This window comes from Streptomyces coeruleorubidus (assembly GCF_008705135.1).
Lineage (GTDB): Bacteria > Actinomycetota > Actinomycetes > Streptomycetales > Streptomycetaceae > Streptomyces > Streptomyces coeruleofuscus.
This window is the reverse complement of the sequence record NZ_CP023694.1, coordinates 5,742,481-5,766,400: the sequence shown is the minus strand read 5'-3', so window position 1 is coordinate 5,766,400 and position 23,920 is coordinate 5,742,481. Positions and strand designations below refer to the sequence as shown.

General features: G+C 72.5%; 19 protein-coding genes and 1 pseudogene. 11 read left to right on the top strand and 9 right to left on the bottom strand.

Going from position 1 to position 23,920, the window contains the following annotated elements:
• Positions 1 to 226: 226 nt before the first annotated feature.
• The 9 genes and pseudogenes from CP976_RS26730 (at position 227) to CP976_RS26690 (ending at position 8,022) form a co-directional block, all read left to right on the top strand.
• The gene (locus CP976_RS26730) at positions 227 to 811 is read left to right on the top strand and encodes a hypothetical protein (protein WP_150482614.1); all 585 of its coding nucleotides are present in this window, start codon (positions 227 to 229) and stop codon (positions 809 to 811) included.
• Positions 812 to 943: 132 nt separating this feature from the next.
• Positions 944 to 1,120 (top strand): annotated as a pseudogene (locus CP976_RS44695) (FHA domain-containing protein); the annotation flags it as partial.
• 2 nt (positions 1,121 to 1,122) lie between these two features.
• Positions 1,123 to 2,682 carry a protein kinase domain-containing protein gene (locus CP976_RS26720; RefSeq protein WP_150482613.1) on the top strand — a complete coding sequence of 520 codons (1,560 nt, stop codon included), beginning with the start codon at positions 1,123 to 1,125 and terminating at the stop codon, positions 2,680 to 2,682.
• 126 nt (positions 2,683 to 2,808) lie between these two features.
• Entirely contained in the window at positions 2,809 to 3,552 is a 744-nt protein-coding gene (locus CP976_RS26715) for an FHA domain-containing protein (RefSeq protein WP_150482612.1), read from the top strand.
• Positions 3,549 to 4,943: a protein kinase domain-containing protein gene (locus CP976_RS26710; RefSeq protein WP_167537427.1), complete on the top strand. Its 1,395-nt coding sequence runs from the start codon at positions 3,549 to 3,551 to the stop codon at positions 4,941 to 4,943. Before CP976_RS26715 ends, CP976_RS26710 begins: the two co-directional genes overlap by 4 nt.
• Before the next feature lie 120 nt (positions 4,944 to 5,063).
• Positions 5,064 to 5,678 carry a M23 family metallopeptidase gene (locus CP976_RS26705; protein ID WP_150482611.1) on the top strand — a complete coding sequence of 205 codons (615 nt, stop codon included), beginning with the start codon at positions 5,064 to 5,066 and terminating at the stop codon, positions 5,676 to 5,678.
• A gap of 129 nt (positions 5,679 to 5,807) precedes the next feature.
• Positions 5,808 to 6,728: a hypothetical protein gene (locus CP976_RS43020; RefSeq protein ID WP_167537426.1), complete on the top strand. Its 921-nt coding sequence runs from the start codon at positions 5,808 to 5,810 to the stop codon at positions 6,726 to 6,728.
• 75 nt (positions 6,729 to 6,803) lie between these two features.
• Entirely contained in the window at positions 6,804 to 7,256 is a 453-nt protein-coding gene (locus CP976_RS26695; protein WP_150482610.1) for a peptidase inhibitor family I36 protein, read from the top strand.
• 169 nt (positions 7,257 to 7,425) lie between these two features.
• Positions 7,426 to 8,022 carry an ALF repeat-containing protein gene (locus CP976_RS26690; RefSeq protein ID WP_150482609.1) on the top strand — a complete coding sequence of 199 codons (597 nt, stop codon included), beginning with the start codon at positions 7,426 to 7,428 and terminating at the stop codon, positions 8,020 to 8,022.
• Positions 8,023 to 8,070: 48 nt separating this feature from the next.
• Here the strand turns inward: CP976_RS26690 and purH are convergent, their stop codons facing one another.
• Together purH and purN are read right to left on the bottom strand one after the other, a co-directional pair.
• Complete coding sequence (gene purH, locus CP976_RS26685) at positions 8,071 to 9,633, bottom strand: bifunctional phosphoribosylaminoimidazolecarboxamide formyltransferase/IMP cyclohydrolase (RefSeq protein WP_150482608.1); 1,563 nt, start codon at positions 9,631 to 9,633, stop codon at positions 8,071 to 8,073.
• On the bottom strand, positions 9,630 to 10,268 hold the full coding sequence (purN, locus tag CP976_RS26680; RefSeq protein ID WP_150482607.1) for a phosphoribosylglycinamide formyltransferase: 639 nt from the start codon (positions 10,266 to 10,268) through the stop codon (positions 9,630 to 9,632). Before purN ends, purH begins: the two co-directional genes overlap by 4 nt.
• Before the next feature lie 321 nt (positions 10,269 to 10,589).
• On the opposite strand from purN, the gene CP976_RS26675 reads away from it, so the two are divergent.
• Complete coding sequence (locus CP976_RS26675; protein WP_150482606.1) at positions 10,590 to 11,366, top strand: hypothetical protein; 777 nt, start codon at positions 10,590 to 10,592, stop codon at positions 11,364 to 11,366.
• Between the two features lie 16 nt (positions 11,367 to 11,382).
• Here the strand turns inward: CP976_RS26675 and CP976_RS26670 are convergent, their stop codons facing one another.
• Positions 11,383 to 13,131 (bottom strand): cell division protein PerM, encoded by a 1,749-nt coding sequence (locus CP976_RS26670; protein ID WP_150482605.1) that lies wholly within the window; start codon positions 13,129 to 13,131, stop codon positions 11,383 to 11,385.
• A 96-nt stretch (positions 13,132 to 13,227) separates the two neighbouring features.
• Between CP976_RS26670 and CP976_RS26665 the strand changes: the two genes are divergently transcribed.
• Complete coding sequence (locus tag CP976_RS26665; protein ID WP_150482604.1) at positions 13,228 to 14,616, top strand: helix-turn-helix domain-containing protein; 1,389 nt, start codon at positions 13,228 to 13,230, stop codon at positions 14,614 to 14,616.
• Between the two features lie 142 nt (positions 14,617 to 14,758).
• On the opposite strand, the gene sucD is transcribed toward CP976_RS26665, so the two are convergent.
• The 6 genes from sucD to CP976_RS26635 all read right to left on the bottom strand — a co-directional run bounded on the left by sucD (position 14,759) and on the right by CP976_RS26635 (position 23,779).
• Positions 14,759 to 15,643 (bottom strand): succinate--CoA ligase subunit alpha, encoded by an 885-nt coding sequence (gene sucD, locus CP976_RS26660; protein ID WP_062928672.1) that lies wholly within the window; start codon positions 15,641 to 15,643, stop codon positions 14,759 to 14,761.
• 21 nt (positions 15,644 to 15,664) lie between these two features.
• Positions 15,665 to 16,843 (bottom strand): ADP-forming succinate--CoA ligase subunit beta, encoded by a 1,179-nt coding sequence (sucC, locus tag CP976_RS26655; RefSeq protein WP_150482603.1) that lies wholly within the window; start codon positions 16,841 to 16,843, stop codon positions 15,665 to 15,667.
• Between the two features lie 574 nt (positions 16,844 to 17,417).
• Entirely contained in the window at positions 17,418 to 18,629 is a 1,212-nt protein-coding gene (locus CP976_RS26650) for a hypothetical protein (RefSeq protein WP_150482602.1), read from the bottom strand.
• 201 nt (positions 18,630 to 18,830) lie between these two features.
• Positions 18,831 to 19,994 carry a VWA domain-containing protein gene (locus CP976_RS26645; protein ID WP_150485520.1) on the bottom strand — a complete coding sequence of 388 codons (1,164 nt, stop codon included), beginning with the start codon at positions 19,992 to 19,994 and terminating at the stop codon, positions 18,831 to 18,833.
• A 148-nt stretch (positions 19,995 to 20,142) separates the two neighbouring features.
• Positions 20,143 to 22,563, bottom strand: coding sequence for a DUF5682 family protein (locus CP976_RS26640; RefSeq protein WP_150482601.1), 2,421 nt, complete (start codon positions 22,561 to 22,563; stop codon positions 20,143 to 20,145).
• Between the two features lie 40 nt (positions 22,564 to 22,603).
• The gene (locus CP976_RS26635; protein WP_150482600.1) at positions 22,604 to 23,779 is read right to left on the bottom strand and encodes an ATP-binding protein; all 1,176 of its coding nucleotides are present in this window, start codon (positions 23,777 to 23,779) and stop codon (positions 22,604 to 22,606) included.
• Between the last annotated feature and the right edge of the window lie 141 nt (positions 23,780 to 23,920).

Sequence of the window (23,920 nt, the reverse complement as noted above, 5' to 3'; positions counted from 1 at the left end):
TACGGGCACCGCGGGGCCCGTCCCCCCGTATCCGCCCATGATCAGCGATGTTGCACTTGCACAACACATCGGGAATGCGGCTGGACAAGCCCGTCAGTGGTGCAGAACGATGACCTGACAAGTGCCGCGGGCAGCTCAACGGGGGGACGGTCGCAATCTGAAGAACTTTCCTCCGCGCGGATGCCACGCGTCGTCCCCGCACTCGGACCAACGGAGGAAAGCCCCCATGAGCTACGGCGACCCGAACAACCCCTACGGCGCTCCCCAGGGACAGCCGCAGCAGCCGCAGCAGCCGGGCTACGGCTACCCGCAGCAGCAGGGGCAGGCTCCCGGTTACGGCTACCCGCAGGCCCCTCCGGTGTCCCCCTACGGCGGGCCCGCCGCGCCGACGACGATGCCGGGCTCGGTGAACGCGGCCAAGGTGATGCTGTGGGTCATCGTCGGTCTCCAGGTCCTCGGCGTGGCGTTCTTCGCCTTCGCCGCCGTGGCCCTCAACGCCGCGAAGGACGACGAATCCCTCAAGGACAACACCGCCTTCCAGGACCTGGTCGGCCAGTCGACCGGCGTGATCTGGGGCTACGTGGTGTTCGGCCTCGCCTGGCTGGTGTTCGCGGCCGTCCTGGCGACGAAGTTCAAGAACGGCGGCAACGGCGCCCGCGTCACCATCCTGGTCTTCGCCATCATCACCGCCGTCCTCGGCATCTACCCGTTCATCCTCGTGGGCCTGGTGCACACCGTCCTCGCCATTCTGGTCGCGGTGTTCGTCGGCAACGCCAACGGCAAGGCCTGGTTCAACCGCCCCCGTTACTGAACGGACCCCGGCGAGCGGACCAGTTCGCGCCAATCACATCCAAGGGCCGTGTCTCACCCGTACGAGGGGGGCACGGCCCTGGTGCGTCGCCCTAGTCTGACGTGCATAGCCGTCAGGCACGGGGAGAGCACCTTGTACAGCATCATCGTGGTACCTCCGCCGACCACGGAGGACGAGCGAGACCGCAGCCAGATCCCACTCGCGCCCGGCGAACGCCTCACGTTCGGCCGGTCCGCGTCCGACGACCTTGCCCATGGCTTCGCCCCGGCACGCGAGGACGGCCAGGCCGCCCCGCCGGGTGAGGTGACCCGGTGACCGAGCCCTACGCCGTGCCCGTGCCGAAGGGGTACCGGGTCGGCGTCTGGGAGGTGCGCGAGGCCATCGCGACGGGCGCCTTCGGCAGCGTGTACGCGGCCCGGCGCATCGGCGACAGCACCGAGCTGCCGCCCACGGCCGCCCTGAAGTTCCTGCCCACCGGCACGGCCACGCCCCGCCGGCTGACCCATCTGCGCGAGCTGATCGAGCGGGAGGTCGAGCTGTACCGGCGGCTGAGATATCCGCGGCTGGTGCGGATGTACGAGACGCTGACCGTCGACGACCCGGACCGCCCGGAGCTGGACGGCGCCACCGTCCTCGTCCTGGAGCGGGCCGAGGGCTCCCTGTCCGCCCTGCTCGCCGCCACACCCCGGCCCGCGGCCGGCCCCACCCTGCTCGCGCAGATCTGCGAGGGCCTGGCCCAGTTGCACGACGCCGGCTGGGTGCACGGCGACCTGAAGCCGGCCAACGTGCTGCTGATGGAGGACGGTTCGGTCCGGCTCGCCGACTTCAACATGGCCGCCGAACTGGAGGGCACGCACGCCTACACGCCCGCCTTCTCCACCCCGGACTACACCCCGCCGGAACTGCTGTGGACCGAGATCGGCGAACGCGGCCGCCGCATCCGCCCGTCCGCCGACGTATGGGCCTTCGGCGTCCTCGCGCACCTGGTCCTCACCGACTCCTTCCCGTTGCCCGGCGCCACCCCGGCGGCCCGCCGCGACGCTGCGGCGGCCTACGCCCGCCGCACCGACGCACTGCGCCTGTCGCCCGAACTTCCCGACGACTGGCGGCAGATCATCACCGCCTGCCTGACCCGCACCCACAAGGACCGCATCACCGCCGGCACACTGCTGGGCCGCGTCCGCGCGGCCGCCGGCACCGCGCACCGCCCTTTCCGCCTGCCCCTCCTGCACCCGGCCCGCCGCCGCATCCGCCGTACGTCCCTCGCGGCGGCGGTGGCCGCCGCCGCGTGCGCTCTCGCCGCCCTGGCCTACGGCATCAGCGTCTGGTCCGGCGGCGCCCCAGGCGGCAGCGGCTCCGGTGCGACAGCGAACGTCTCCGCCGCGTACGGCGCCTCGGAGCTCCGCACCGACCGGGGCATCCCTCCCGCCTACCGCCTGCTGATCGTGGAGACGGCACACGACTGCGACCAGAAGGACGTCACGCCGGTCCTGATCGCCGCCATGCTGAAGGTGGAGAGCGACTTCGACCCGGACCTCTCCGACCCCGCCAATGACGAGTACGGGATCGCCCGCTGGACCCCGCGCGTCCTGCGCTGGTGGATGAACGAGGACGGCACGCCCGGCGAGACCGTCCCGCAACCCCCCTTCCCACCCGCCGAGTCCATCCCGGCGATGGGCCGCTACCTGTGCTGGATCGCCCCGCGCCTGCACGGCGACCTCCCGGGCGACCGCCGGGTCCTGGTCGCCACCGCCTACCGCAGGTCGTACCGGACGGTGAACAAGGCGGGTGGGGTGCCGCCGGACGTACGCGGCTACGCCGACCGCGTCGCCCACTACCTGGAGGAGTACGCGCCGCCCGGGAAGAGGTGACCGGGCGGTCACTACCGCACGACACCGCACCGATCGTTCACGACACGCCGATTTTGCCTTCCCTTGGGCTTTCCCGCCCCCTCCCTCCTACTCTGGGCGGAGTTTCTCTCGGGGGAGGAAGCCGCCATGCACAGCATCGTTGTCGTGCCCATGCACAGCACATGCCCGGACGATCACATCCACCTCGATCCCTGCGAGTCCCTGGCCTTCGGCCGTGCCGTACGGCCCCGGGGCCCGCACCTGTTCATCCCGCACGAGGGCGTCTCCAGGGAGGCCGGCGAGATCACGGCCGCCGGCGCCTACTGGAGGCTCAGCAATCTGAGCGGCGCACAGACGTACGTGGTCGAGAACCCGGAAGGCGCGGGCGAGCACATCAAGGTCCCGCCGGGCCGGCTCGACGCCCCGGTGCCCTTCGAGTTCTCGCGCGTGGTCCTGCCGGCCGGGAGCGAGCTGCTGAGCTTCGACGTGTGGGCGCCGCGCCACGACTATCTCGACCGCACCGGCCCGCGGGGCGGGGCGCCCACCGCCTCGGCCTTCCCGCTCGACCGCGGCAAGCGGTACTTCCAGGTCCTGGTCGCCCTGTGCGCCGCCCGCCTGAGAGGTGAGCCGCACGCCCCTCTGCCCACCGCCGAGGAACTCGTCGAGCGGCTCCGCCCGCTGTGGCCGTCGGTCTCGCGTGCGTCGGTGGCGTGGAACATCGACTATCTGGCGGTCAAGCTGCGCCTGAAACCGGCTCCGGACTCGGCACCGGGCGGCGGCCCGCGCCTCAACGGCAAGAAGGAACGCCTGGTGTCCCTGGCCCTGCGCTTCGACCTGGTGCGGGAGGCCGACCTGGCCCTGCTGGGCGGGAAAGCGCAGCCCGTCCGGTGAGCGGGGAGTCATGGCCGCACGCCGTGCAGGTCCCGCGGGGTTACCGCGTCGGCGCCTGGGACGTACGCGAGCCCATCGCTTCCGGGGCTTTCGGCAGCGTGTACGCCGCCCGCCTCGCCGAGCCCGTCGAGGGCCTGCCGGCCGAGGCCGCGCTGAAGTTCCTGCCGACGGGCACCCAGACTCCGCGCCGGCTCCGTCACCTGCGCGAACTCGCCGAGCGGGAGACGGAGTTACTGCGCAGACTGCAACGCCCACGCCTGATCCGGATGTACGAGACCCTGACCGTGGACGACCCCGCCCGCCCCGGGCTGGACGGCGCCACCGTCCTCGTCCTCGAACGTGCCGAGGGATCCCTCGACCAGCTGCTCGACCAGCTGGCGGCCCGGTCCCGGGGCCGGGGGGACACCCCGGCGGAGCGTGCCGTAGCCGTCCCCGGAGGGCCGTCCCTGGTCGCCCAGATCTGCGAGGGGGTGGCCCATCTCCACCACGCGGGCTGGGTGCACGGCGACCTCAAACCCGCCAACGTGCTGCTCATGGCGGACGGTTCGGTCCGGCTCGCCGACTTCAACCTGGCCGCCGAACTCGACGGCACCCACGCCTACTCCCCCGCGTTCACCACTTCCGACTACACCCCGCCCGAGCTCCTGTGGGCCGAGGTCGGCGAACGCGGCCACCAGACCCGTCCCACCGCCGACATCTGGGCCTTCGGCGTCCTCGCCCACCTGGTCCTGACCGGCGGCCTGCCGTTCCCCGGGGCGAACCCGGCCGCCCGCCGGGAAGCGGTCCAGCGTTACGCCAAGGGCCGCGAAGAGCTTCGCCTGTCGCCCGAACTGCCGGACGCCTGGCGGCAGATCGTCATCGACTGCCTCGCCCCCACGCACGCCGACCGGGCCCCGCACTCCGCCCAGTCCCTGCTCCGCCGGGTCGAGACCGCGGCCGGGGCGGCCCGTTCCCCGCGGCTGCCCCGGCTGAAGCCGAGGCGCGGCCCGCATCCAGCCGTCCTCGGGTCGCTCGCCGCGGTCACGGTCGTGTCGCTGGCCACCGCCGGCCTCCTCGCCCTGCGCGAACCCGCACCGCAGGGGTACGCGCGCTGCGACCAGGGTGACGTCTGCTTCTTCACCGAGCCGGACGGACAGGGCGAGATGTGCGCCTGGTACGAGTACGACGACGACTGGACCGGCGGCATCATCACCTGCGACTGGGCGAAGACCACGAAACCGAGGTCGGCCTTCAACAACGGCTTCACGGGGGATCCGCACGACGACGTCCGGCTCTTCCGCGAGCCCGGCAGAAAGGCGCCGTTCGGCTGCGTCAACTCTCTCCAGAAGGTCAACTTTCCCGACCCCGGTGGCCTGGTGATCCGCTCCCACGAGTGGGTCCCGTCCTGCTGAACGAACGGCCGCCGTGCCGACCGCCCTACAACTTTCGAGGTACCGCTTTCCCGGCTGCCACCGAATGCTTGACGCGTCCGCAGCCAAGAGCGGCAGAAGAACGACGACGGGGAGATACGGATGCACACAACACACGCGGCCCGGCACCGCAAGGCGGCCGTGGTGCTCGCGGCCGGCGCGCTCGCGCTCCCGCTCGGCCTCGAGTCCGGCGGGAGGGCCACGGCGGCACCGGCCTCGGCCCAGGGTGACGTGGTCGCGGCGGCCAAGCCCAGGTTCCAGATGCCGTTCGCCTGCGACACCCACTGGCGGCTCGACACCTACGACAGCGGCCACAACCCCGCCCTCGACATCGTGGTGAAGGGCAACACCGGGTCGTCCGGCAAGAACGTGCTCACCGGCTACAAGGGCAAGGTGGCCCGTACCTTCTGGGACCGGGGCGCCGGCAACGTCATCGTCATCGACCACGGCAGCGGCTGGTACACGGCGTACTACCACCTCAGGGACAAGCACGACAAGTACGTCCAGAAGGGCGACAGCGTCACCGCGGGAACCAGGATCGGCCACATCGGCGCCACCGGCGCCAACAGCGGCGGCTGGGCCCACCTGCACTACGAGCAGCGCTACAAGACGAACGGCATCCCGACGGAGGCCGACCGCAAGCCCGTGCACTTCAACGGCAAGCAGTACACCGGGACGGGGAGTACGTGGACGGACGTCGTCAGCAAGAACTGCTGACGCAGCCGTCCGGAGGGCTCCCGGCACGACCCTGAAACATTGCAGGTACTGCTCGCCGGCCGCCCCCTGCACAGTGGAGACCACGCACCGCCACAGGGGAGGTGCGGGGGGACACGGGGGAGCACGACCATGAGGCGAGCCTTCGCCACGCGGTTCGCGGCGGCGGTGATCATTACCGCCACGGCTGCGGGCTGCACGGCCTCCGCCACCACGGGGCCGTCCGGGAACTCAGGGAGCAGCAGCACGGGGCAGGGCCGCGACCTGACCGACGCCGAGCAGGTGGTCGTCGAGCGGGCCGAGGGGCTGCTGACGAAGAAGTGCATGGCGTCGCGCGGGTTCTCGTACTGGGTGGGGCCGATCGCGAGCGTCGACGAGCGCAAGACCGCCGTCTACGTCCTCGACGACCTCGCCTGGGTGAGGAAGCACGGCTACGGCGGTCGGCTCGTCAGGGCCGCCGAAAGGGCCGGGAATCCCAACTTCGCGTACTCCAACGCGTTCCCGCGCGAGGACCGCGTCCGCTACACGAGGGCCCTGGAGGGCATGCCCTCCGACACCGTCAGCGTCGAACTGCCCCGCGGCGGCACGGTGGAGGGCCCCGCCGGCGGGTGCCGGGCGGAGGCTCAGGGCGAGCTCTACGGTGACCACGAGACCTGGTTCCGCGTCTCGACGATCACCGAGAACCTCGCCCCGCTGTTCCTTCCGGACCTCATGAAGGACAAGCGCTTCGTTCACGCCCTGGCTTCATGGTCGTCCTGCATGCGAAAGAAGGGGCACGACTACCGCTCTCCCGAGCACCTGCGCCTGGAGCTCGCACGGTCGACGGACGCAATGAGCGACGGGAAGGCGCATGCCGTCGAGGTGGAGCTCGCCACAGCCGAGGCCGTCTGCGCCGGTGAGGACGCCTCCGGGCTGGCCGCCACCGCCCGTGACCTGGAACACGAGTACCGCGCGAAGAAGCTCGGGCCCTACGCCGACACCATCGCCACCCATCAGCGGCTGAGCCTCGCCGCCCTGGCCCGCGCCGAGGACATCACGGGCGCCGCTTCCTGAGGCCCGTGCCGTCGGCGTACCTCCGCAAGCCACCACGCAAGCACACCAACCGCAATCCACAAGGAGTGATCCGTCATGCGCAAACTGACCGCCACGCTGGCCACCCTCACCCTCGCCGGTCTGGGAGCCCTCGTCCCCGCCGCCTCCGTCCAGGCGGCGCCCACCGCCAACTGTGACGACAACTACGAGGAGGCGAAGTCGGGCTACATGTACGCGTACCGCCTGTCCTACTGCGAGAGCTACCTCGGCTCGTCCAAGGAGTGGGACGAGAACTGGGGGAACAGCTCCCGCTCCTTCCAGGGTGACGACGACAACAGGGCGACCTCGATCGTGAACAAGACCGGCAAGTACGTCGCGTTCTACCGGCTGAAGGACTACAAGGGCGGGCACATCTGCATCGCCTCCGGCAAGAAGTACGTCTCCTCGCTCAAGTCGGACGACGTGTTCAGCAACGGCGAGACGGCGGACAACCGCATCTCCTCCCACAAGAAGCTGGCCTCGGACACCTGCTCGAAGTTCATGGACTGACGTTCCACCCACCGGGCATCCGCTCGGGCGACATCCTGCGGTCCGCCGGTCAACACCCGGCGGGCCACAGGCAGTTCGAGGTACCACGCGCCGCCGTGAATCAACCGTCCCCATGCCCCGATTATGCGAACATGCTCTCGATTCCCTTGACCTGGAGGATGGTTCGCGCATGAGACTCACCCGTGGTGCTCTGGTCGTCGCCGCCGGCGCCCTGGCCCCCGCCCTGCTGCTCACCGCCCCGGCCTTCGCCACCGGAACGGCTCCCGCGTCGGCCGCCGTGGCGACGGCGTCCCCGGCGGACGGCACGCCGGTGGACGAGATGTCGGAGGAGGACCTCCGGATCGCGATCCTGCGCATCCTGGCGGACGAGGACAGCGGCCGCGGAGTCGTACGCGAGGCCAACGAGGCGCTCGACGGCACCGTGGAGGACATGCGGGAGTTCCTGAAGACGGGCTACCGCCTCGCCCAGGCCGAGGACGACCGCGTCGCCATCGTCCGCATCCTGAGCGACCCGGACTCCGGCCGGGGCGTCAAGAGGGAGGCCACCAAGGCCCTCGACGTCAACACCCCGGAAGCCCTGCGCGCGTTCCTGGAGACCGGCTACCGCCTCGCCCAGGCCGAGGACGACCGCGTCGCCGTCGCCCGCATCCTGGCCGACCCGGCCATCAGCGACGCGCTCCGGGCCGCCGCCGAGGACGTCATCGACGGCACGCCGGAGGAGCTGCGGTACTTCCTGGAGGTCGGGCAGTACGAGGTGGACGGCTGAGCCGTCCGGACAGCGGGCCGGCGCTGCCGCCGGCCCGCTCCGCCGCCGTCAGTGGAAGAAGTGCCGCGTCCCGGTGAAGTACATCGTGATGCCGGCCTTCTGCGCGGCCTCGACGACCAGTTCGTCACGGACGGAACCGCCGGGCTGCACGATGGCCTTGACGCCGGCGGCGCCCAGGACGTCGATGTTGTCGGGGAACGGGAAGAACGCGTCCGACGCGACGTACGAACCCCGGGCCCGCTCGGCCCCGGCCCGCTCCACCGCCAGCTTGCAGGAGTCGACCCTGTTGACCTGCCCCATGCCGACGCCGACCGAGGCACCGTCCTTGGCGAGCAGGATCGCGTTGGACTTCACCGCACGGCAGGCCCTCCAGGCGAAGGCGAGCTGCTGGAGCTCGTCGGCGTCCAGTGCCTCGCCGGTCGCCAGCGTCCAGTTGGCCGGGTCGTCGCCGTCGGCCTGGAGCCGGTCGGTCACCTGGAGCAGCGCTCCGCCGTCGATGGGCTTGACCTCGACCGGGGCGGAGGGCCCGTCGGGGCAGCGCAGCACGCGGATGTTCTTCTTCTTGGTGAGGGCCTCCAGGGCGCCGTCCTCGTAGCCGGGCGCGACGATGACCTCGGTGAAGATCTCCGCGACCTGCTCGGCCATCTCCTTGCTGACCGGGCGGTTGACCGCGATCACGCCGCCGAACGCCGACAGCGGGTCACAGGCGTGCGCCTTGCGGTGCGCCTCGGCGACGTCCGCGCCCACCGCGATACCGCAGGGGTTGGCGTGCTTGATGATCGCGACACAGGGCTCGGCGTGGTCGTACGCGGCACGGCGGGCGGCGTCCGTGTCCGTGTAGTTGTTGTACGACATCTCCTTGCCGTGCAGCTGCTCGGCCTCGGCGAGGCCGCCCGTGCCCGAGACGTAGAGCGCGGCGGGCTGGTGCGGGTTCTCGCCGTAGCGCAGGGTGTGCTCGCGCTCCCAGGTGGCGCCGAGGAAGTCGGGGAACTGCGACTCGTCGACGGGCGCGTAGGAGGAGGCGAACCAGGAGGCGACGGCGACGTCGTACGCGGCCGTGTGCTGGAAGGCCTCGGCGGCCAGCCGCTTGCGGGTGGCGAGGTCGAAGCCGCCGTTCTGCACGGCGGACAGGACGTCGGCGTAGCGCGCGGGGCTGGTGACGACGGCGACCGAGGGGTGGTTCTTGGCGGCCGCCCGGACCATCGACGGGCCGCCGATGTCGATCTGCTCGACGCATTCGTCGGGGGTGGCCCCGGAGGCGACGGTCTCGCGGAACGGGTAGAGGTTGACGACGACGAGGTCGAACGGCTCGACACCCAGCTCGGCGAGCTGCCGCTGGTGGTCCTCCAGGCGCAGGTCGGCGAGGATGCCGGCGTGGACCCTGGGGTGCAGCGTCTTGACGCGGCCGTCCAGGCACTCGGGGAAGCCGGTGAGCTCCTCGACCTTGGTGACCGGGACGCCGGCAGCGGAGATGCGGGCGGCCGTGGACCCGGTGGAGACGAGCTCCACACCGGCCTCGTGCAGGCCGCGGGCGAGCTCCTCCAGCCCGGTCTTGTCGTAGACGCTGACGAGCGCCCGGCGAAGGGGCCGCTTGTTGCTCTCGGCGGTCACTGGATAACTACCTTTCGTCCCTCAATGCGATAGCCGTTGCGGGCGAGCCGCCCCACGACCTCGACGAGCAGCCTTCGCTCGACTTCCTTGATGCGCTCGTGCAGAGCGCTCTCGTCGTCCTCGTCCCGGACCTCCACCACGCCCTGGGCGATGATCGGTCCGGTGTCGACGCCGTCGTCGACGAAGTGGACGGTGCAGCCGGTGACCTTGGCGCCGTACGCGAGCGCGTCCCGTACGCCGTGGGCCCCCGGGAAACTGGGCAGCAGGGCGGGGTGCGTGTTGACGAACCGCCCGCCGAACCGCGCCAGGAACTCCTTGCCGACGATCTTCATGAACCCGGCGGAGACGACGAGGTCGGGCTCGAAGGCGGCGACGGCCTCGGCGAGCGCGGCGTCCCACTCCTCGCGGCTGCCGTAGTCCCTGACCTTGCGCACGAAGGTCGGCAGCCCGGCGCGCTCGGCGCGGGCCAGCCCCTCGATGCCCTCGCGGTCGGCGCCGACGGCCACGATCTCGGCCCCGTACGCCTGCGCACCGGCGGCGTCGATCTCGTCGAGGAGCGCCTGAAGGTTGGTGCCGGATCCGGAGACCAGCACGACCAGGCGCTTGGCGCGCTGGGCCACGGGCTTGGCGGCCACGGTGGGGGCCTTTCTCGGGGGAGCGTCTGTCCAGGCGGCCGGCCTCGGCATTTTGTGCATTCATACGAATGCTTCACGCCCCCGGATACGGGGAAGCCTACGAACCGTCCGACCGTCAGCAACGATACCGGCACACCCGGCGGCCCCCACGGGACGGGGGGACGGCCGGAAGGTAGCGTCTGGGCGGAGCCGGTTCGGGAACGCCGTCCGGACGTGATGCGTTCAAGAGGTGGCGGGCCCGGGTCCGACACCGTTCAGTTCTGTCCACTCGTCCCTACTCTTCGATTCATTCCTACTCATCAACGGGAAGACGCTCACTTGATGCCGGACCGCAGCATGCGACTCCTCACGTTCCCCCAGCTCTCGGCGCAGGGAGGGGAGCGCGGCAGCGTGCTGCTGCGGGAGCGCCCCAGCTCACCACCCGACGCGCCTTCGGACGGCGACCGCGGCGACGAGCGGGGGCGCGGGTCCCAGGAGGACAACCCGTTCGCCCCGCCGCCCGAGGGCACCCCGGACCGGCCCTGGCAGCCGCGGCGCCCGTCGGGCGACGACTCAAAGGACGGCGGGGAGGGGGACCGCGGGCCGTGGGCCAGGAAGTGGAGCGACCGGCAGCCCGGCCGCTCGTCCGGCGGCTTCGGTGACCGCCCCCGCGGTGGCCCCGAGGGACCGGGCGACCCCAAGGGCGGCCAGAACCCGCGCTGGGACCCGACGGACCCCGTCCAGCGCCATGCGCGCTACGCCCTGCTCTCGGGCATGTGGGCCTTCTTCTTCGCCCTCTTCAGCTGGCCCTACGTGGCACTGCTGCTGGGCGCGCTCTCCCTCTACTGGGGCATCAGCGCCCTGCGCGCCAAGCCCCGCAGGGCCGACCCGGACAGCCCGGCCCCCGAGCAGACGGGCCGCCCCCAGACGACGGCAGCGGTGAGCGGCCTGGTCACGGCGTCCCTGGCCATCGCCCTGGTCGCCGCGTCCTTCACGGCCCAGCTGGTCTACCGCGACTACTACACCTGCACGAACGACGCCCTCACGAACGAGGCCCGGCAGTCCTGCACGGAGCTCCTGCCGAAGGAGCTGCGGGGGTTGCTGGGGGCGAACGACTGACGGGCGGCCCGCCGCCTCACGGGGTGTCCGGCTCGGGCGCGGAGTCAGGCGGAGGCAGGGCGTCGTAGGGCTCGGGGGCCGGGTCGGCCGGCAGGAAGTCGTACGGATCGAATGCGGTGTCGTCCCGCTGGTCCCGGAGGCCGTACAGGGCGTCGTGGTCGAACGGGGTGTGGGGGGCGTCCGCTGTGGCGGGTGAGGTGTTCGGCTTCGCGTGCCCGTCGTGCGGGGAGGCGTCGCCCCCGGCGGCTCCGGCGATCCCGGCGGCTCCGGTGCGTGTGAACCAACCCCGGCCGGGGCGCCGGCCCTTCCGCAGTCGCCCGCCCTTCCGAGCGCGCTCGGCCGGTTCCTCCCGCTGCCTGCCGATCCTCGGGCCGTCCGCCTCGGGCGCACGGCATCGCCAGGCCCGTACGGTCACCGCCGTCGGGACGGCCACCAGCACCAGCCACGCCAGTGCCGCCGCACCCACCTGCCACCACACCGGACCGAACCGGGCCAGGACGGTGACCCCGAGCGGCCCGCCCGCCAGCGCGGCGAGTCCCGCGAGTGCGGCCGCGCACAGCACGGCCGCGAAGGCTGCGGCACGGGCGGTGCGCCCCGGCGGCCAGACGGCACCGCACCCGCCGCCGCCCGGCCGGGTCCCGCCATGCTCTCCGGAGGCCGCCCCCTGCGCCACGACCCAGCCGACGACCACCCCGGCGGCCACCGGCACGGCACCGGCCGCCGCCCAGTGCACCAGCCGCCCCTCCCCCGCCTCGGGCACCGCCGCCAGCAGCGGAAACGGCGGCAGGAACGGAGCCGGTGCCGAGGACATCGGGCTGACGACATGGCCGGCGCCGAGGACGAAACCGGGGCCGAGGGCGTAGGCGGCACCCCACACCGCCGCGTTCGGCAGCAGGGCCGCACACAGCAGCAGCACCGCGAAGCGTCCCGACCACCCCTCCGTCAGCCGCAGCAACCCCGCCTGGGCCGCCGAGCCGTGTCCCAGCAGCGACCCCACCACCAGCAGCGCACCGCCCCCGAGGAGCACCGCCGCACCGGCCGCCGCGGCCCGGGCGGCGACACCCGGGCGCCCCTCCGACCCGAGGGCCGACGGCCGTACGCCCACCGGCAGCCCGCCCAGCAGCCGCCGAAGCGCCCCGCCCGGACGGCCGTAGGCCGACCACACGCCCGCCCCCGCCGCCATGACGGCGACCAGCGGCACGCACACCCCGGCCCACACCCACGACGGCCGCAGCGCACCGCTCGCGGCGTACAGGGCGGCGGGCGCGGCGACGGCGAGGTAGCCGAGGACGACACCCGTCCACGCGGTGCGGGCGGAGATCAGCGGCGGCCCGGCGACCACCGCGATGTCCACGACCTCCTCGACTCCGTCGTCGAGGCCGTCGCCCCCGTCCACCGTCCCACCGTCCGTGGCGTCCCGCGCCGCCCGGTACAGCAGCCACACCGGCAGCACGAGCAGCAGCAGCGGCGGAACGCCCACGGGAGCCGGGACGCCGGAGAGCGTGTCGGCGCGGACCAGTTCGGCTCCGTGGGCCAGCAGCCACAGCGCCGCCGCCACGTGCAGCGCGCCGCCGGGCCCGCTGTCGGGATACGGCGAGGTGATCCACAGCATCATCACCAGCACGGCGAACGACGCGAGTCCAAGTCCTGCCGCGACCGCGCCGCCCACGAGGGCGCCGGCCAGTCCGGGCGAGCGGTCGCGCATCCGGATGAGCAGGGGCGACGGCTGACGTCGGCGAGCGGTCATCTCGATCACGCCCGCCATGCTCCCAACGACACGCGCTTTACCGTCGTAACAGGCGAAGCATCGTTGTGTCGCTCAATATACGTTTATGTACTTTTCCGTACGGAGGGGCGCCCTGTGACACAGAGCCCTGCCATCCCGCTCCCCCCGCCCAAGGAACGCCGACGCCTGCGCGAGGCCGCCTCGCTGACGCGGGCTCAGCTGGCCTCCCGGGTGGGCGTCACCAGCGAGACGGTGCGCGGGTGGGAGACCGGCCGCTCGACGCCGCGCGGCCGGAAAGCGGAGAAGTACGCGAAGCTGCTGAACTCACTGGGTGCGGAGGCGGAGGTGACACCGCCTCATACGGAGCGCGAGACCGCCGCCGCGAGCGATCGGAGCCGCACCTCGGCCGGGGACCGAAGCCGCGCCTCCGGCAGGAGGCGGGGCGGCCGCACCGCTGTCACGGACCAGGACCACACCGCCGTCGGCCACCGCAGCCGCGCCTCGGCCTCCGAACACGGCCGCGTCGCCGACCGCAGCGGCGCCTCGGCCTCCGAACACAGCCGCGTCGCCGACCGGAACCACGCCGCCGGCACTCACCACGGCCACACCGCCGTGGCCGACCATCGCCACACCACCGCCGCCGACCGCGGCCGCACCGCCGACACCGGCCGGCGTCCCGTCCCGGCCCGTGCGGCGGCCCCGCGGCGGCCGGATGACGCGGCCGCCGCCCTGACCCCCGATCAGGCCTTCGACGCGCTCTACACGTTCTGCGCGCCCGCGCTCGTCCGGCAGACCTATCTGCTGACCGGCCGCCGCGAACTGGCGCGGGAGGCGGTCGAGCGGGCCTTTCACATCGCCTGGCAGCGCTGGCCGGAGGTGGCCCGCGACCGCGACCCGGCGGGCTGGGTGCGGGCGGTGGCGTACGACTGTGCCCTCTCCCCGTGGCACCGGTTCCGCCTCCGCCACCGGCACCCCGAGCCGCCGCCCTCCGACGCGTTCGACCGCGCGCTGCTGGACACCCTGCTGAAGCTGCCGCCCTCGTACCGCCGCACGCTGCTGCTGTACGACGGTGTCGGGCTCGGCCTGCCGGAGACGGCCGCGGAGACGGAGGCGAGCAGCCGGGCGGCCGCGAACCGGCTCGCGCACGCGCGGGAGGCGGTCGCCGAGCGGCTGCCCGAGCTGGCGGACCCGGAGGTGCTCCACTGGCGGCTGGTCGAACTGGCCTCCATCGAGCGGCTGCGGGCCGCCAAACCGCTCGTCGTGCGCCGCGCCGGGGAACGCCGGGCCCGCTTCTGGACCCGGGCCGCCATCGCCTTCACGATCGCCCTGATCGGAGCCACGGCCCTCACCGCCCGCACGGCCCCCACGCACTACGAGCCACCGGTGCCGCCGGGCGAGACCGTCCAGGGCGTGCCGCCCGCGATCGCGCCCGGGCCGCTGTCGGAGTCGGAGCGGGAGCTGCGGTCGAAGCTGCGCGAGGAGGAGCTGCGGGGGCCGGTCCGGCTGGTGCCGCAGCCACGCTGACGACGCCTGCTCGGGCGCTTGCTTCCGCTTCCGCTGCGGCGAAACGGCAGTGGGCCCGCCCCCCGTGCGGGGAGCGGGCCCACCTGTGAGCTGTACGACTGAGCCGTAGGGCGCTGAAGCCCTGCTCAGCTCGCGCGGCTGCTCAGCCGGCGAGGATCGCGCGCGCCAGCTTCGCCGTCTCGGTCGGCGTCTTGCCGACCTTGACGCCGGCGGCCTCGAGGGCCTCCTTCTTCGCGGCGGCCGTGCCGGAGGAGCCGGAGACGATGGCGCCGGCGTGGCCCATGGTCTTGCCCTCGGGCGCGGTGAAGCCCGCGACGTAGCCGACGACCGGCTTCTTCACGTTCTCCTTGATGAAGGCCGCGGCCCGCTCCTCGGCGTCGCCGCCGATCTCACCGATCATGACGATCAGGTCGGTGTCGGGGTCGGCCTCGAAGGCGGCGAGGGCGTCGATGTGGGTCGTCCCGATGACCGGGTCGCCACCGATGCCGACGGCGGAGGAGAAGCCGATGTCCCGCAGCTCGTACATCATCTGGTACGTCAGCGTGCCGGACTTCGAGACCAGGCCGATGCGGCCCGGCTTGGTGATGTCGCCCGGGATGATGCCGGCGTTCGACTGGCCCGGCGTGATGAGGCCGGGGCAGTTCGGGCCGATGATGCGGGTCTTGTTGCCCTTGGACACGGCGTAGGCGTAGAACGCGGCCGAGTCGTGGACCGCGATGCCCTCGGTGATGACGACCGCGAGCGGGATCTCGGCGTCGATGGCCTCGACGACGGCGGCCTTGGCGAAGGCCGGCGGGACGAAGAGGACGGATACGTTCGCGCCCGTCTTCTCGATCGCCTCGGCGACCGTGCCGAAGACCGGGATGTCGTTTCCGTCGATGTCGACCGAGGTGCCCGCCTTGCGCGGGTTCACGCCACCGACGATGTTCGTGCCGTCGGCCAGCATGAGCTTGGTGTGCTTCATGCCCGTGGCACCGGTCATGCCCTGGACGATGACCTTGGAGTCCTTGTTGAGGAAGATAGCCATGGCTGTTTAGTCCCTCGTCCCTTACTTCGCAGCCGCGAGCTCGGCGGCCTTGTCGGCCGCGCCGTCCATGGTGTCCACGCGCTGGACCAGCGGGTGGTTGGCGTCGGAGAGGATCTTGCGCCCCAGCTCGGCGTTGTTGCCGTCGAGACGGACGACGAGGGGCTTGGTGACTTCCTCGCCCTTGTCCTTGAGCAGCTGAAGCGCCTGCACGATGCCGTTGGCGACCTCGTCGCAGGCGGTGATGCCGCCGAAGACGTTGACGAACACGGACTTGACGTCCGGGTCGCCGAGGATGATCTCCAGGCCGTTCGCCATGACGGCGGCGGAGGCGCCACCGCCGATGTCGAGGAAGTTGGCGGGCTTGACACCACCGTGCGCCTCACCGGCGTACGCGACGACGTCCAGGGTGCTCATGACGAGACCCGCGCCGTTGCCGATGATGCCGACCTCGCCGTCGAGCTTGACGTAGTTGAGGTTCTTCTCCTTGGCGGCGGCCTCGAGCGGGTTGGCCGCCTCCTTGTCCTGGAGGGCCTCGTGCTCCGGCTGACGGAACTCGGCGTTCTCGTCCAGGGAGACCTTGCCGTCCAGGGCGATGACCTCACCGGAGGCGACCTTCGCCAGCGGGTTGACCTCGACCAGGAGGGCGTCCTCCTTGATGAAGGTGTCCCACAGCTTGACGAGGACGTTCACGACCTTGTCGGCGACCTCGGCCGGGAACTTCGCGGCCGCGACGATCTCGCGGGCCTTGGCCTCGGTGACACCCTCGTTGGCGTCGATCGGCGTCTTGGCGACGGCGTCGGGGCGGGTGGCCGCCACCTCCTCGATCTCCATGCCGCCCTCGACGGACGCGATGGAGAGGAAGGTGCGGTTGGCACGGTCCAGGAGGAAGGAGACGTAGTACTCCTCCACGATCTCCGGGGCCGTCTCGGCGATCATCACCTTGTGGACCGTGTGGCCCTTGATGTCCATGCCGAGGATGTTGGTGGCGTGCTCCACGGCCTCGTCGGGGGTGGCGGCGAGCTTCACGCCGCCGGCCTTGCCACGGCCGCCGACCTTCACCTGGGCCTTGACGACGGACTTGCCACCGAGGCGCTCGGTGGCTGCGCGGGCCGCCTCAGGCGTGTCGATGACTTCACCGGCCAGCACCGGTACATCGTGCTTGGCGAAGAGGTCCCTCGCCTGGTACTCGAACAGGTCCACGCGCTTCCGTCCCTATCAGTGATCTCGCGGTTCGTTGTCTGCGTGGGCGTGCCGCGAGGGCAACGTGACGTCCGCCGTCTGTCACAAGGGAGGCGCACACGGTGTCCGAGCGCGCGGCATGTCCGTCTCGCAGGTTATCGCTGCTTGCGGGGGGCCTCTAAATCGAGGGTCACACCTGAGCGGTGATACCTGTCACATGATGCCGCGCTCTCTGGCACGGCGTGCCTGGGGTGAGGGGCCTCACCGGGCTGGGGTTGACCCGGTGAGGCCCGACTGACGCCCCCGGAGGACCACAAAGCCCCTGTTCAGGGCCCGGCTCTCCGGGGCGCGGGGTGGTTGGTCCCCACCCCGATGGGGACCAACCGACCCCATTCACGAGGTCTCGGCCTCGGACGACCGATGGTTTTCGACCGTCTTGAGGCGATGCCTCGTGAAGTCGGTGGGGGGAGGTGAGGGCGCGGGGTGTGCTCGTCGGTGAGTCAGGCGTTGGGTGCGCGGGCGCTGGCGCTCGCGCCCCGGGGCGACGCCGAGGACTGTCCAAGGAGCGGCACCGGAGAGCGGCGGTCTCCCCGTGCTAGCCGGGGAAGACGGGGATGTCCCGGCGACTGTCCCGGGTGTCGGCCGCGCGGGAGCGGGCCGTGACACCGGGCAGGAGCCTCAGCGGGGCGCGGCAGCTCAGCGTGACGGCGTGCGGGTCGCCGTGGCGCGACGGGCCGTTGTCGGCCGCGGTCCGGTTGCCGAGCGTGTCGCCAGGCCGACCTGCGGGTGCGTGCCCGCCCTGGGCGTGTCCGGCGTGGACGGACGGTCCGGCGTGAGGTGCGGGTCTGGTGCGGTCTGCGGGTCTGGTGCGGTCTGCGGGTCTGGTGTGGCTCGCGTGCCCTGTCCAGTCGGCGGCGCGGTGCTCGGCGCCGCGCGCCCCGGTGTCCGGCCCCACGGCGGCGGACTCCGCACCACCGGTCCGTCCGACGGAGGCGGGCCTGTCGGCCGGGGACGGCGCCGTTCTGCCCGGCTGTGGGTCGGCGGTGACTGGTGCGGGGAGGGGGTGGCCCGGGAGTGCGGGGTAGCTGGGGTGGCCGGGAAGTGCGGGCGCTTCCGGGAGCCTGACTTCGCCGGTGGGGGGTGCGGGCGGGGCTGGGAGGAGATCCGACGGCCCCGGGAGGTTGGGGAGGTCTGGCAGGTCCGGGAGGTCGGGGAGCACTGGCAGGTCGGGCAGTGCGGGCAGGTCCGGCAGCTTCGGAGGCTTCGGAGGCTTCGGGGCCGCTGATGGATCGGACGGTGCGGGCAGTTGGGACAGCACCGGCAGCTTGGGCAACGGCAACGACAAGGACGGCTCCTTCGCCCGCGTCTCCCCCAGCCCCTCGGGCACCGCCTCGCCGGTGTCACCGGCCACCCGTACGACCCGCTCCCCCACGGCTCCCGCACCGACCCCCGCCGGCGGAACACCGCCGGCTCCGGACACGGAGCGAGGGCCCCGCGAGTCGATCCGCCCGGCCGTGGAGTGCGCGGTGGGCCGCTGCCGGGGCTGGGGGGCGTGCGCGTCCGGCCGCCCCCTGCCTGCCAGGACATGAGCGTCAAGTCGGGCCGAGGGCCTCTGGTCGCCGGCGACCCACCCGGCCGTGCCATCCGTCAGCGCCCGCACGCCGTCCGCCGCATACGCCCGTTCCCCGCACAGCAGCCCGATGACGAGCACGCCGCCCACCAGCAGCACCACTCGGAGCGCACACCACCCGGCCGCTGTGCGCAGCATGCGCGCAGCGGCACCGGGCAGGACTGGTGACCAGGTCAAGTGAGGGGCTTCCTCCCGTGCGACGGAAGCGGTACCGCCCGGTCGGCACCACGCACGGCCGGGCAGGCGCCGATCCTCGCACGGAGGTGCGGAGGTTGGGCAAGCCCTTACCTACCGACGGACCGTCATGTCCGCTTTGCTGCCGCACGCCGGACGGCGACGCATCGACAAGTCGCCGTCCCCGCCCTCACGCGCAGTCCTTCAGGCCGCATCCGGTATCGGCAACGGCCGCTTCTCGATCGCCGCCGCCATCACCTCGGGAAACAGATCGGGAGTGCACGCGAACGCCGGCGCCCCCAGCGCGGCGAGCGCGGCCGCGTGCTCCCGGTCGTATGCCGGCGCCCCCTCGTCCGAGAGCGCCAGCAGCGTCACGAACTGCACCCCCGAGGCCTTCATCGCCGCGACCCGCTTGAGCATCTCGTCCCGTATGCCTCCCTCGTAGAGGTCGCTGATCAGCACGACCACCGTCTCCGCGGGCCGGGTGATCTGAGACTGGCAGTAGGCGAGTGCCCGGTTGATGTCCGTGCCACCGCCCAACTGCGTCCCGAACAGGACGTCGACGGGGTCGTCGAGCTGGTCCGTGAGGTCGACGACCGCCGTGTCGAAGACGACGAGTCGCGTGGAGATCGTCCGCATCGAGGCGAGCACCGCTCCGAAGACCGATGCGTACACGACCGATGCCGCCATGGATCCCGACTGGTCGATACAGAGGATGACCTCCTTCTTCGTGGACTGGGACGCCCGCCCGTACCCGATGAGCCGCTCCGGCACGATCGTTCGGTACTCGGGCAGGTAGTGCTTGAGGTTGGCCGCGATCGTGCGGTTCCAGTCGATGTCGTGATGGCGGGGCCGGCTGATCCGGGCGCTGCGGTCGAGGGCGCCGGTCAGGGTGGCCCGGGTGCGGGTGGCGAGCCGCTTCTCCAGGTCCTCGACGACCTTGCGCACGACGGCCCGTGCCGTCTCCTTCGTCGTCTCGGGCATGGCCTTGTTGAGCGACAGCAGCGTGCCGACGAGGTGCACGTCGGCCTCCACCGCCTCCAGCATCTCCGGCTCCAGCAGAAGCGTGGCGAGACCGAGCCGGTCGATGGCGTCGCGCTGCATGACCTGTACGACGGAGGAGGGGAAGTACGTCCGGATGTCGCCGAGCCAGCGCGCCACGGACGGCGCCGACGCCCCGAGCCCCGCCGAACGGTCCCGGCCTCCCTGCGGCTTCTCGCCCTTGCCGTAGAGCGCGGTGAGCGCTCCGTCCATCGCGGCGTCCCGCCCGGACAGTTCGCACCCGGTGCCGTCCGCCGCGTCGCCCCCGAGCACGAGCCGCCACCGCCGCAACCGCTCCCGCGCCGGGTCCGTCACCTCGGCCGTCATCCCCGTCATCCCCGTCCTCCCTCGCGAGGCCGTTCCCACAGCGGGATCACCGGCACGGCCGTCGTCGGCCGGCCTTCCGCCCGCGACCCGTCCCCCACGGTGTCTCCCGCCTCCGCGCTCGGAGCCGGCTGCCTCAGTCCTTCGGTCGTCATCCCGTCACCCCCACCAGGTCGTTGCCGATGTGCTCTTCTTCTTCATCCAGCCCGAGCAGCAGCCGCACGACCGGCAGCACGGCGTCCGCGCGCACGGTGTCGAGCTCCGCCGCGAAGCCGGGTATGCCGGAGCCTGTTCCTGCCGCACCGCTCCCGGCCCCCGGTCCGCGCCGGACCAGTTCGCCGAGGGTCCGCCGCACGCCGGGCTCGTACGCCGAGAACGTCCGCCGCAGCAGGGGCAGCACGTCCGTGAACGCCTCCGCCGGCACCCCGGTCAGCCACGCGTCGACCAGCCCGAGCAGCCGCTCGTCGTGCACCAGGAGCATTCCGCCCCCAAAGCCGCCTCCGACGAAGCCCTCGATCCACGCGGCCGCGTCCGCCGGTGGCGTGCCCGGGGACAGGACGAGCCCGATGAGGCGCGCCGCCTCGTCCTGCGCCAGCTCCCCGTCGTCGAGCAGGAGCCGCACGGCGCGCCCCCTGATCACCCCGGGTACGGTGTCCCGCCCGCACAGCACACGCAGCACCGACTGCCATCGGGCTCGCAGGTGGCCTTGCCCCGCTGCGGGGGCGTCCCCCAGGAGCCCCACCGCCCCGTGCACCGCGTCGACATGTCGCCGCATCTCCTCGGCACCGTCCGCGTCGAGCGCGGCGCAGGCCGGGGGCAGTCCGACGAAGACCCGCTCGGCCAGACCCGCCGCGACCTCTCCCAGGGCCCCGGTGTCCGTGCCGCGCACATCGCCGTAGCGCAGGGAGCGCACCAGCGCCGGCAGCGCCTGGGCCAGCTGGCCGACATCGCTGTCGAGGGCGGCCCGGTCGGCGAGGATCCGCATCACCGTCGGCAGCGCGTCGGGCAGTTCGGCCAGCAGGCAGCGCTCGGCGAGTGCGGTGACGTCGGCGAGCCCCTGCGCGGCGACGGCGTCGGCCTCGGCCTTGGCGGTCGCGGCGGACAGGACGGTCGTCCCCCACACCCCGGCCTCGGCGACCCGTACGGACAGCTCGGGCTCCCAGCGCAGCCGCCACGTCTCCCGGAACGTCCCCGTGCTGCCCCGCGAGGCGGCCGGTTCGCCCCACGCGACACCGAGCAACCGCAGCCGGTGCAGCAGTCTGCTGCGGGCGGCGTCGGTGTCCTTGCGCAGGTCGAGCTCCAGCTCCCGCTCCAGCGCCTCCGGCTTCAGCCGCAGCCGGCGCTGGAGCCGGGCGAGGTCCCTCTGCAACGGAACCGCCGGCGCCGACGCAGGCACCTCCCCCAGCACGTCCCCCACGATCAGCCGGTCCTGCACCAGCGCCAGCGGCACGTCCGAGCCCTCGCACATCACCGCCCGCACCGCGTCGGTCGTCTCGCTCAGGCCGGGCAGCGGACGGCCGCGCATCGCGGCGAGCGTCTCGGCCAGCCGCACGGCCTCGATGACGTGAGCGGACGAGACGAGCCGGTCCTCGCCGCGCAGCAGCCCCGCCACCTTCGTCATCCACCGCTCGACCGGCCGGTCCGGGGCGCTGAACAAGTGCCCGTACCAGCCCGGCGAGTCGATACCGGCGCCGTACCCGCTGATCCGGGACAGCCGGCGGTGGGTCCACGGCACCCACGTCATGTCCGTCTTGACCTTGGGCAGCCCCTTCAGCAGCGCCTTGTCGGCGGCGACGGTGGTCTTGCGCCGCAGGGCGGGCACATGCCACGCCCCGCACACCACGGCCACGCCGTCCTCGAACTCCCGCTGGGCGGCCCGCACCTGGAGCCGCATGTACGCCTCGCGCACCAGGTCCCGGGCGTGTCCCCCGCTGCCGTAGGTCTCCCGCAGCGCCCCCATCGCCTCCTCGAGCACGGTGAACGGCGCGAGCGCGTCCCCCTTCCCCACGCCCCGGTGCTCCACGACGTCCTCCCACCACCGCTCCGGGTCGTCGTAGCCGGCGGTCTCGGCGAGCACCCCGAGCGGATCGATCCGCAGGCCGGCGGGGCCGGGGCCGGGAGCGGAGTCGCCCTCGCTGTCCGCCGTCTCGGCGTCCAGAGGGGATTCCCCCTCCACTCCGGCCTCGTCCTCCTGCGTCCCCCAGGCCAGCGTGTGCGTGGCCGGCAGGTCGATGAAGCGGGCCGGAACGTCGTGTTCCAGGGCCCAGCGGATGGCGACCCACTCCGGGGAGAACTCGGCCAGCGGCCAGAACGCCGAACGGCCGGGCTCGTCCACGGCATGGGCGAGCAGGGCGACCGGCGGCCGCATATCCTCGTCGGCGGCGAGCGGAATCAGGGCATCGGCCTCGGGCGGCCCCTCGATCAGCACGACCCGCGGCCGGGCCTCCTCCAGCGCCGCCCGCACCGCCCGCGCCGACCCGGGCCCGTGATGCCGCACCCCGAGCAGCAACGGCCCCGCCCCGGCCGCCCGGCCCACGGCTTCTTCCACGCCCGTCACTTGTTCCCCTCCCATCCCTGGCCCGGCCCCGCAACCAACCCCCGCCCCGCGTCGCTCACACGCTCACCTCCCGGCAGGCGCGGTAGAAGTCCTTCCAGCCGTCCCGCTCGCGGACCACCGTCTCCAGGTACTCCTGCCAGATGACGCGGTCGGCCGCCGGGTCGCGGACCACTGCGCCGAGGATGCCCGCGGCCACGTCGCCCGGCCGCAGCACGCCGTCACCGAAGTGGGCGGCCAGGGCGAGTCCGTTGGTGACGACGGAGATCGCCTCGGCCGTGGACAGCGTGCCGCTCGGCGACTTCAGCTTCGTCCGGCCGTCGGTCGTGACTCCGTCGCGCAGCTCGCGGAAGACCGTGACGACCCGGCGGATCTCGTCGAGGCCGTCGGGCGCGGCCGGCAGGTCGAGGGAACGGCCGATCTGATCCACGCGGCGCGAGACGATGTCGACCTCGGCCTCGGGGGTCTCCGGCAACGGCAGCACCACCGTGTTGAACCGGCGGCGCAGGGCGCTGGACAGGTCGTTGACCCCGCGGTCTCGGTCGTTGGCCGTGGCGATCAAGTTGAAGCCGCGGACCGCCTGCACCTCCTGGCCCAGCTCCGGTATCGGCAGTGTCTTCTCCGACAGGATCGTGATGAGCGTGTCCTGCACGTCGGCCGGGATACGCGTCAGCTCCTCGACGCGGGCGGTCATGCCGTCGGCCATGGCCCGCATGACCGGGCTGGGCACGAGGGCGTCGCGGCTCGGGCCGTGGGCGAGCAACTGCGCGTAGTTCCAGCCGTACCGGATGGCCTCCTCCGGTGTGCCGGCGGTGCCCTGCACCAGCAGCGTGGAGTCGCCGCTGACCGCGGCGGCCAGATGCTCGGAGACCCAGGTCTTCGCCGTGCCGGGCACGCCGAGCAGGAGCAGGGCGCGGTCGGTGGCGAGGGTGGTGACGGCGACCTCGACGATGCGGCGCGGGCCGACGTACTTCGGTGTGATCACCGTGCCGTCCGGCAGCGTGCCGCCGAGCAGGTACATCGCGACGGCCCACGGCGACAGCTTCCAGCGGGCCGGACGCGGACGCTCGTCCTGCGCGGCCAGCGCGGCGAGTTCGCCGGCGAAGGCGTCCTCGGCGTGCGGCCGCAGCGCTTCCGCCTCGGTTACGTCCGCGGATGCGCCCGCCCCCGCGTTCGCGGGCGCGGACCCGTTCTGGCTCGGGTCGACGGACGTCGGTTCTACGGACACAGGCATGGCTGAGTCCCCCTCCAGCTCGGCCGGTTCGGATCTGGCATCCACGTTGCACCACACCACTGACAATGCGTTCCGACCTGCGCAAACACCCAGCCCGAGGCGCTCACCGACCCGATTGTCAGTGGTGGGATCTACCTTCGA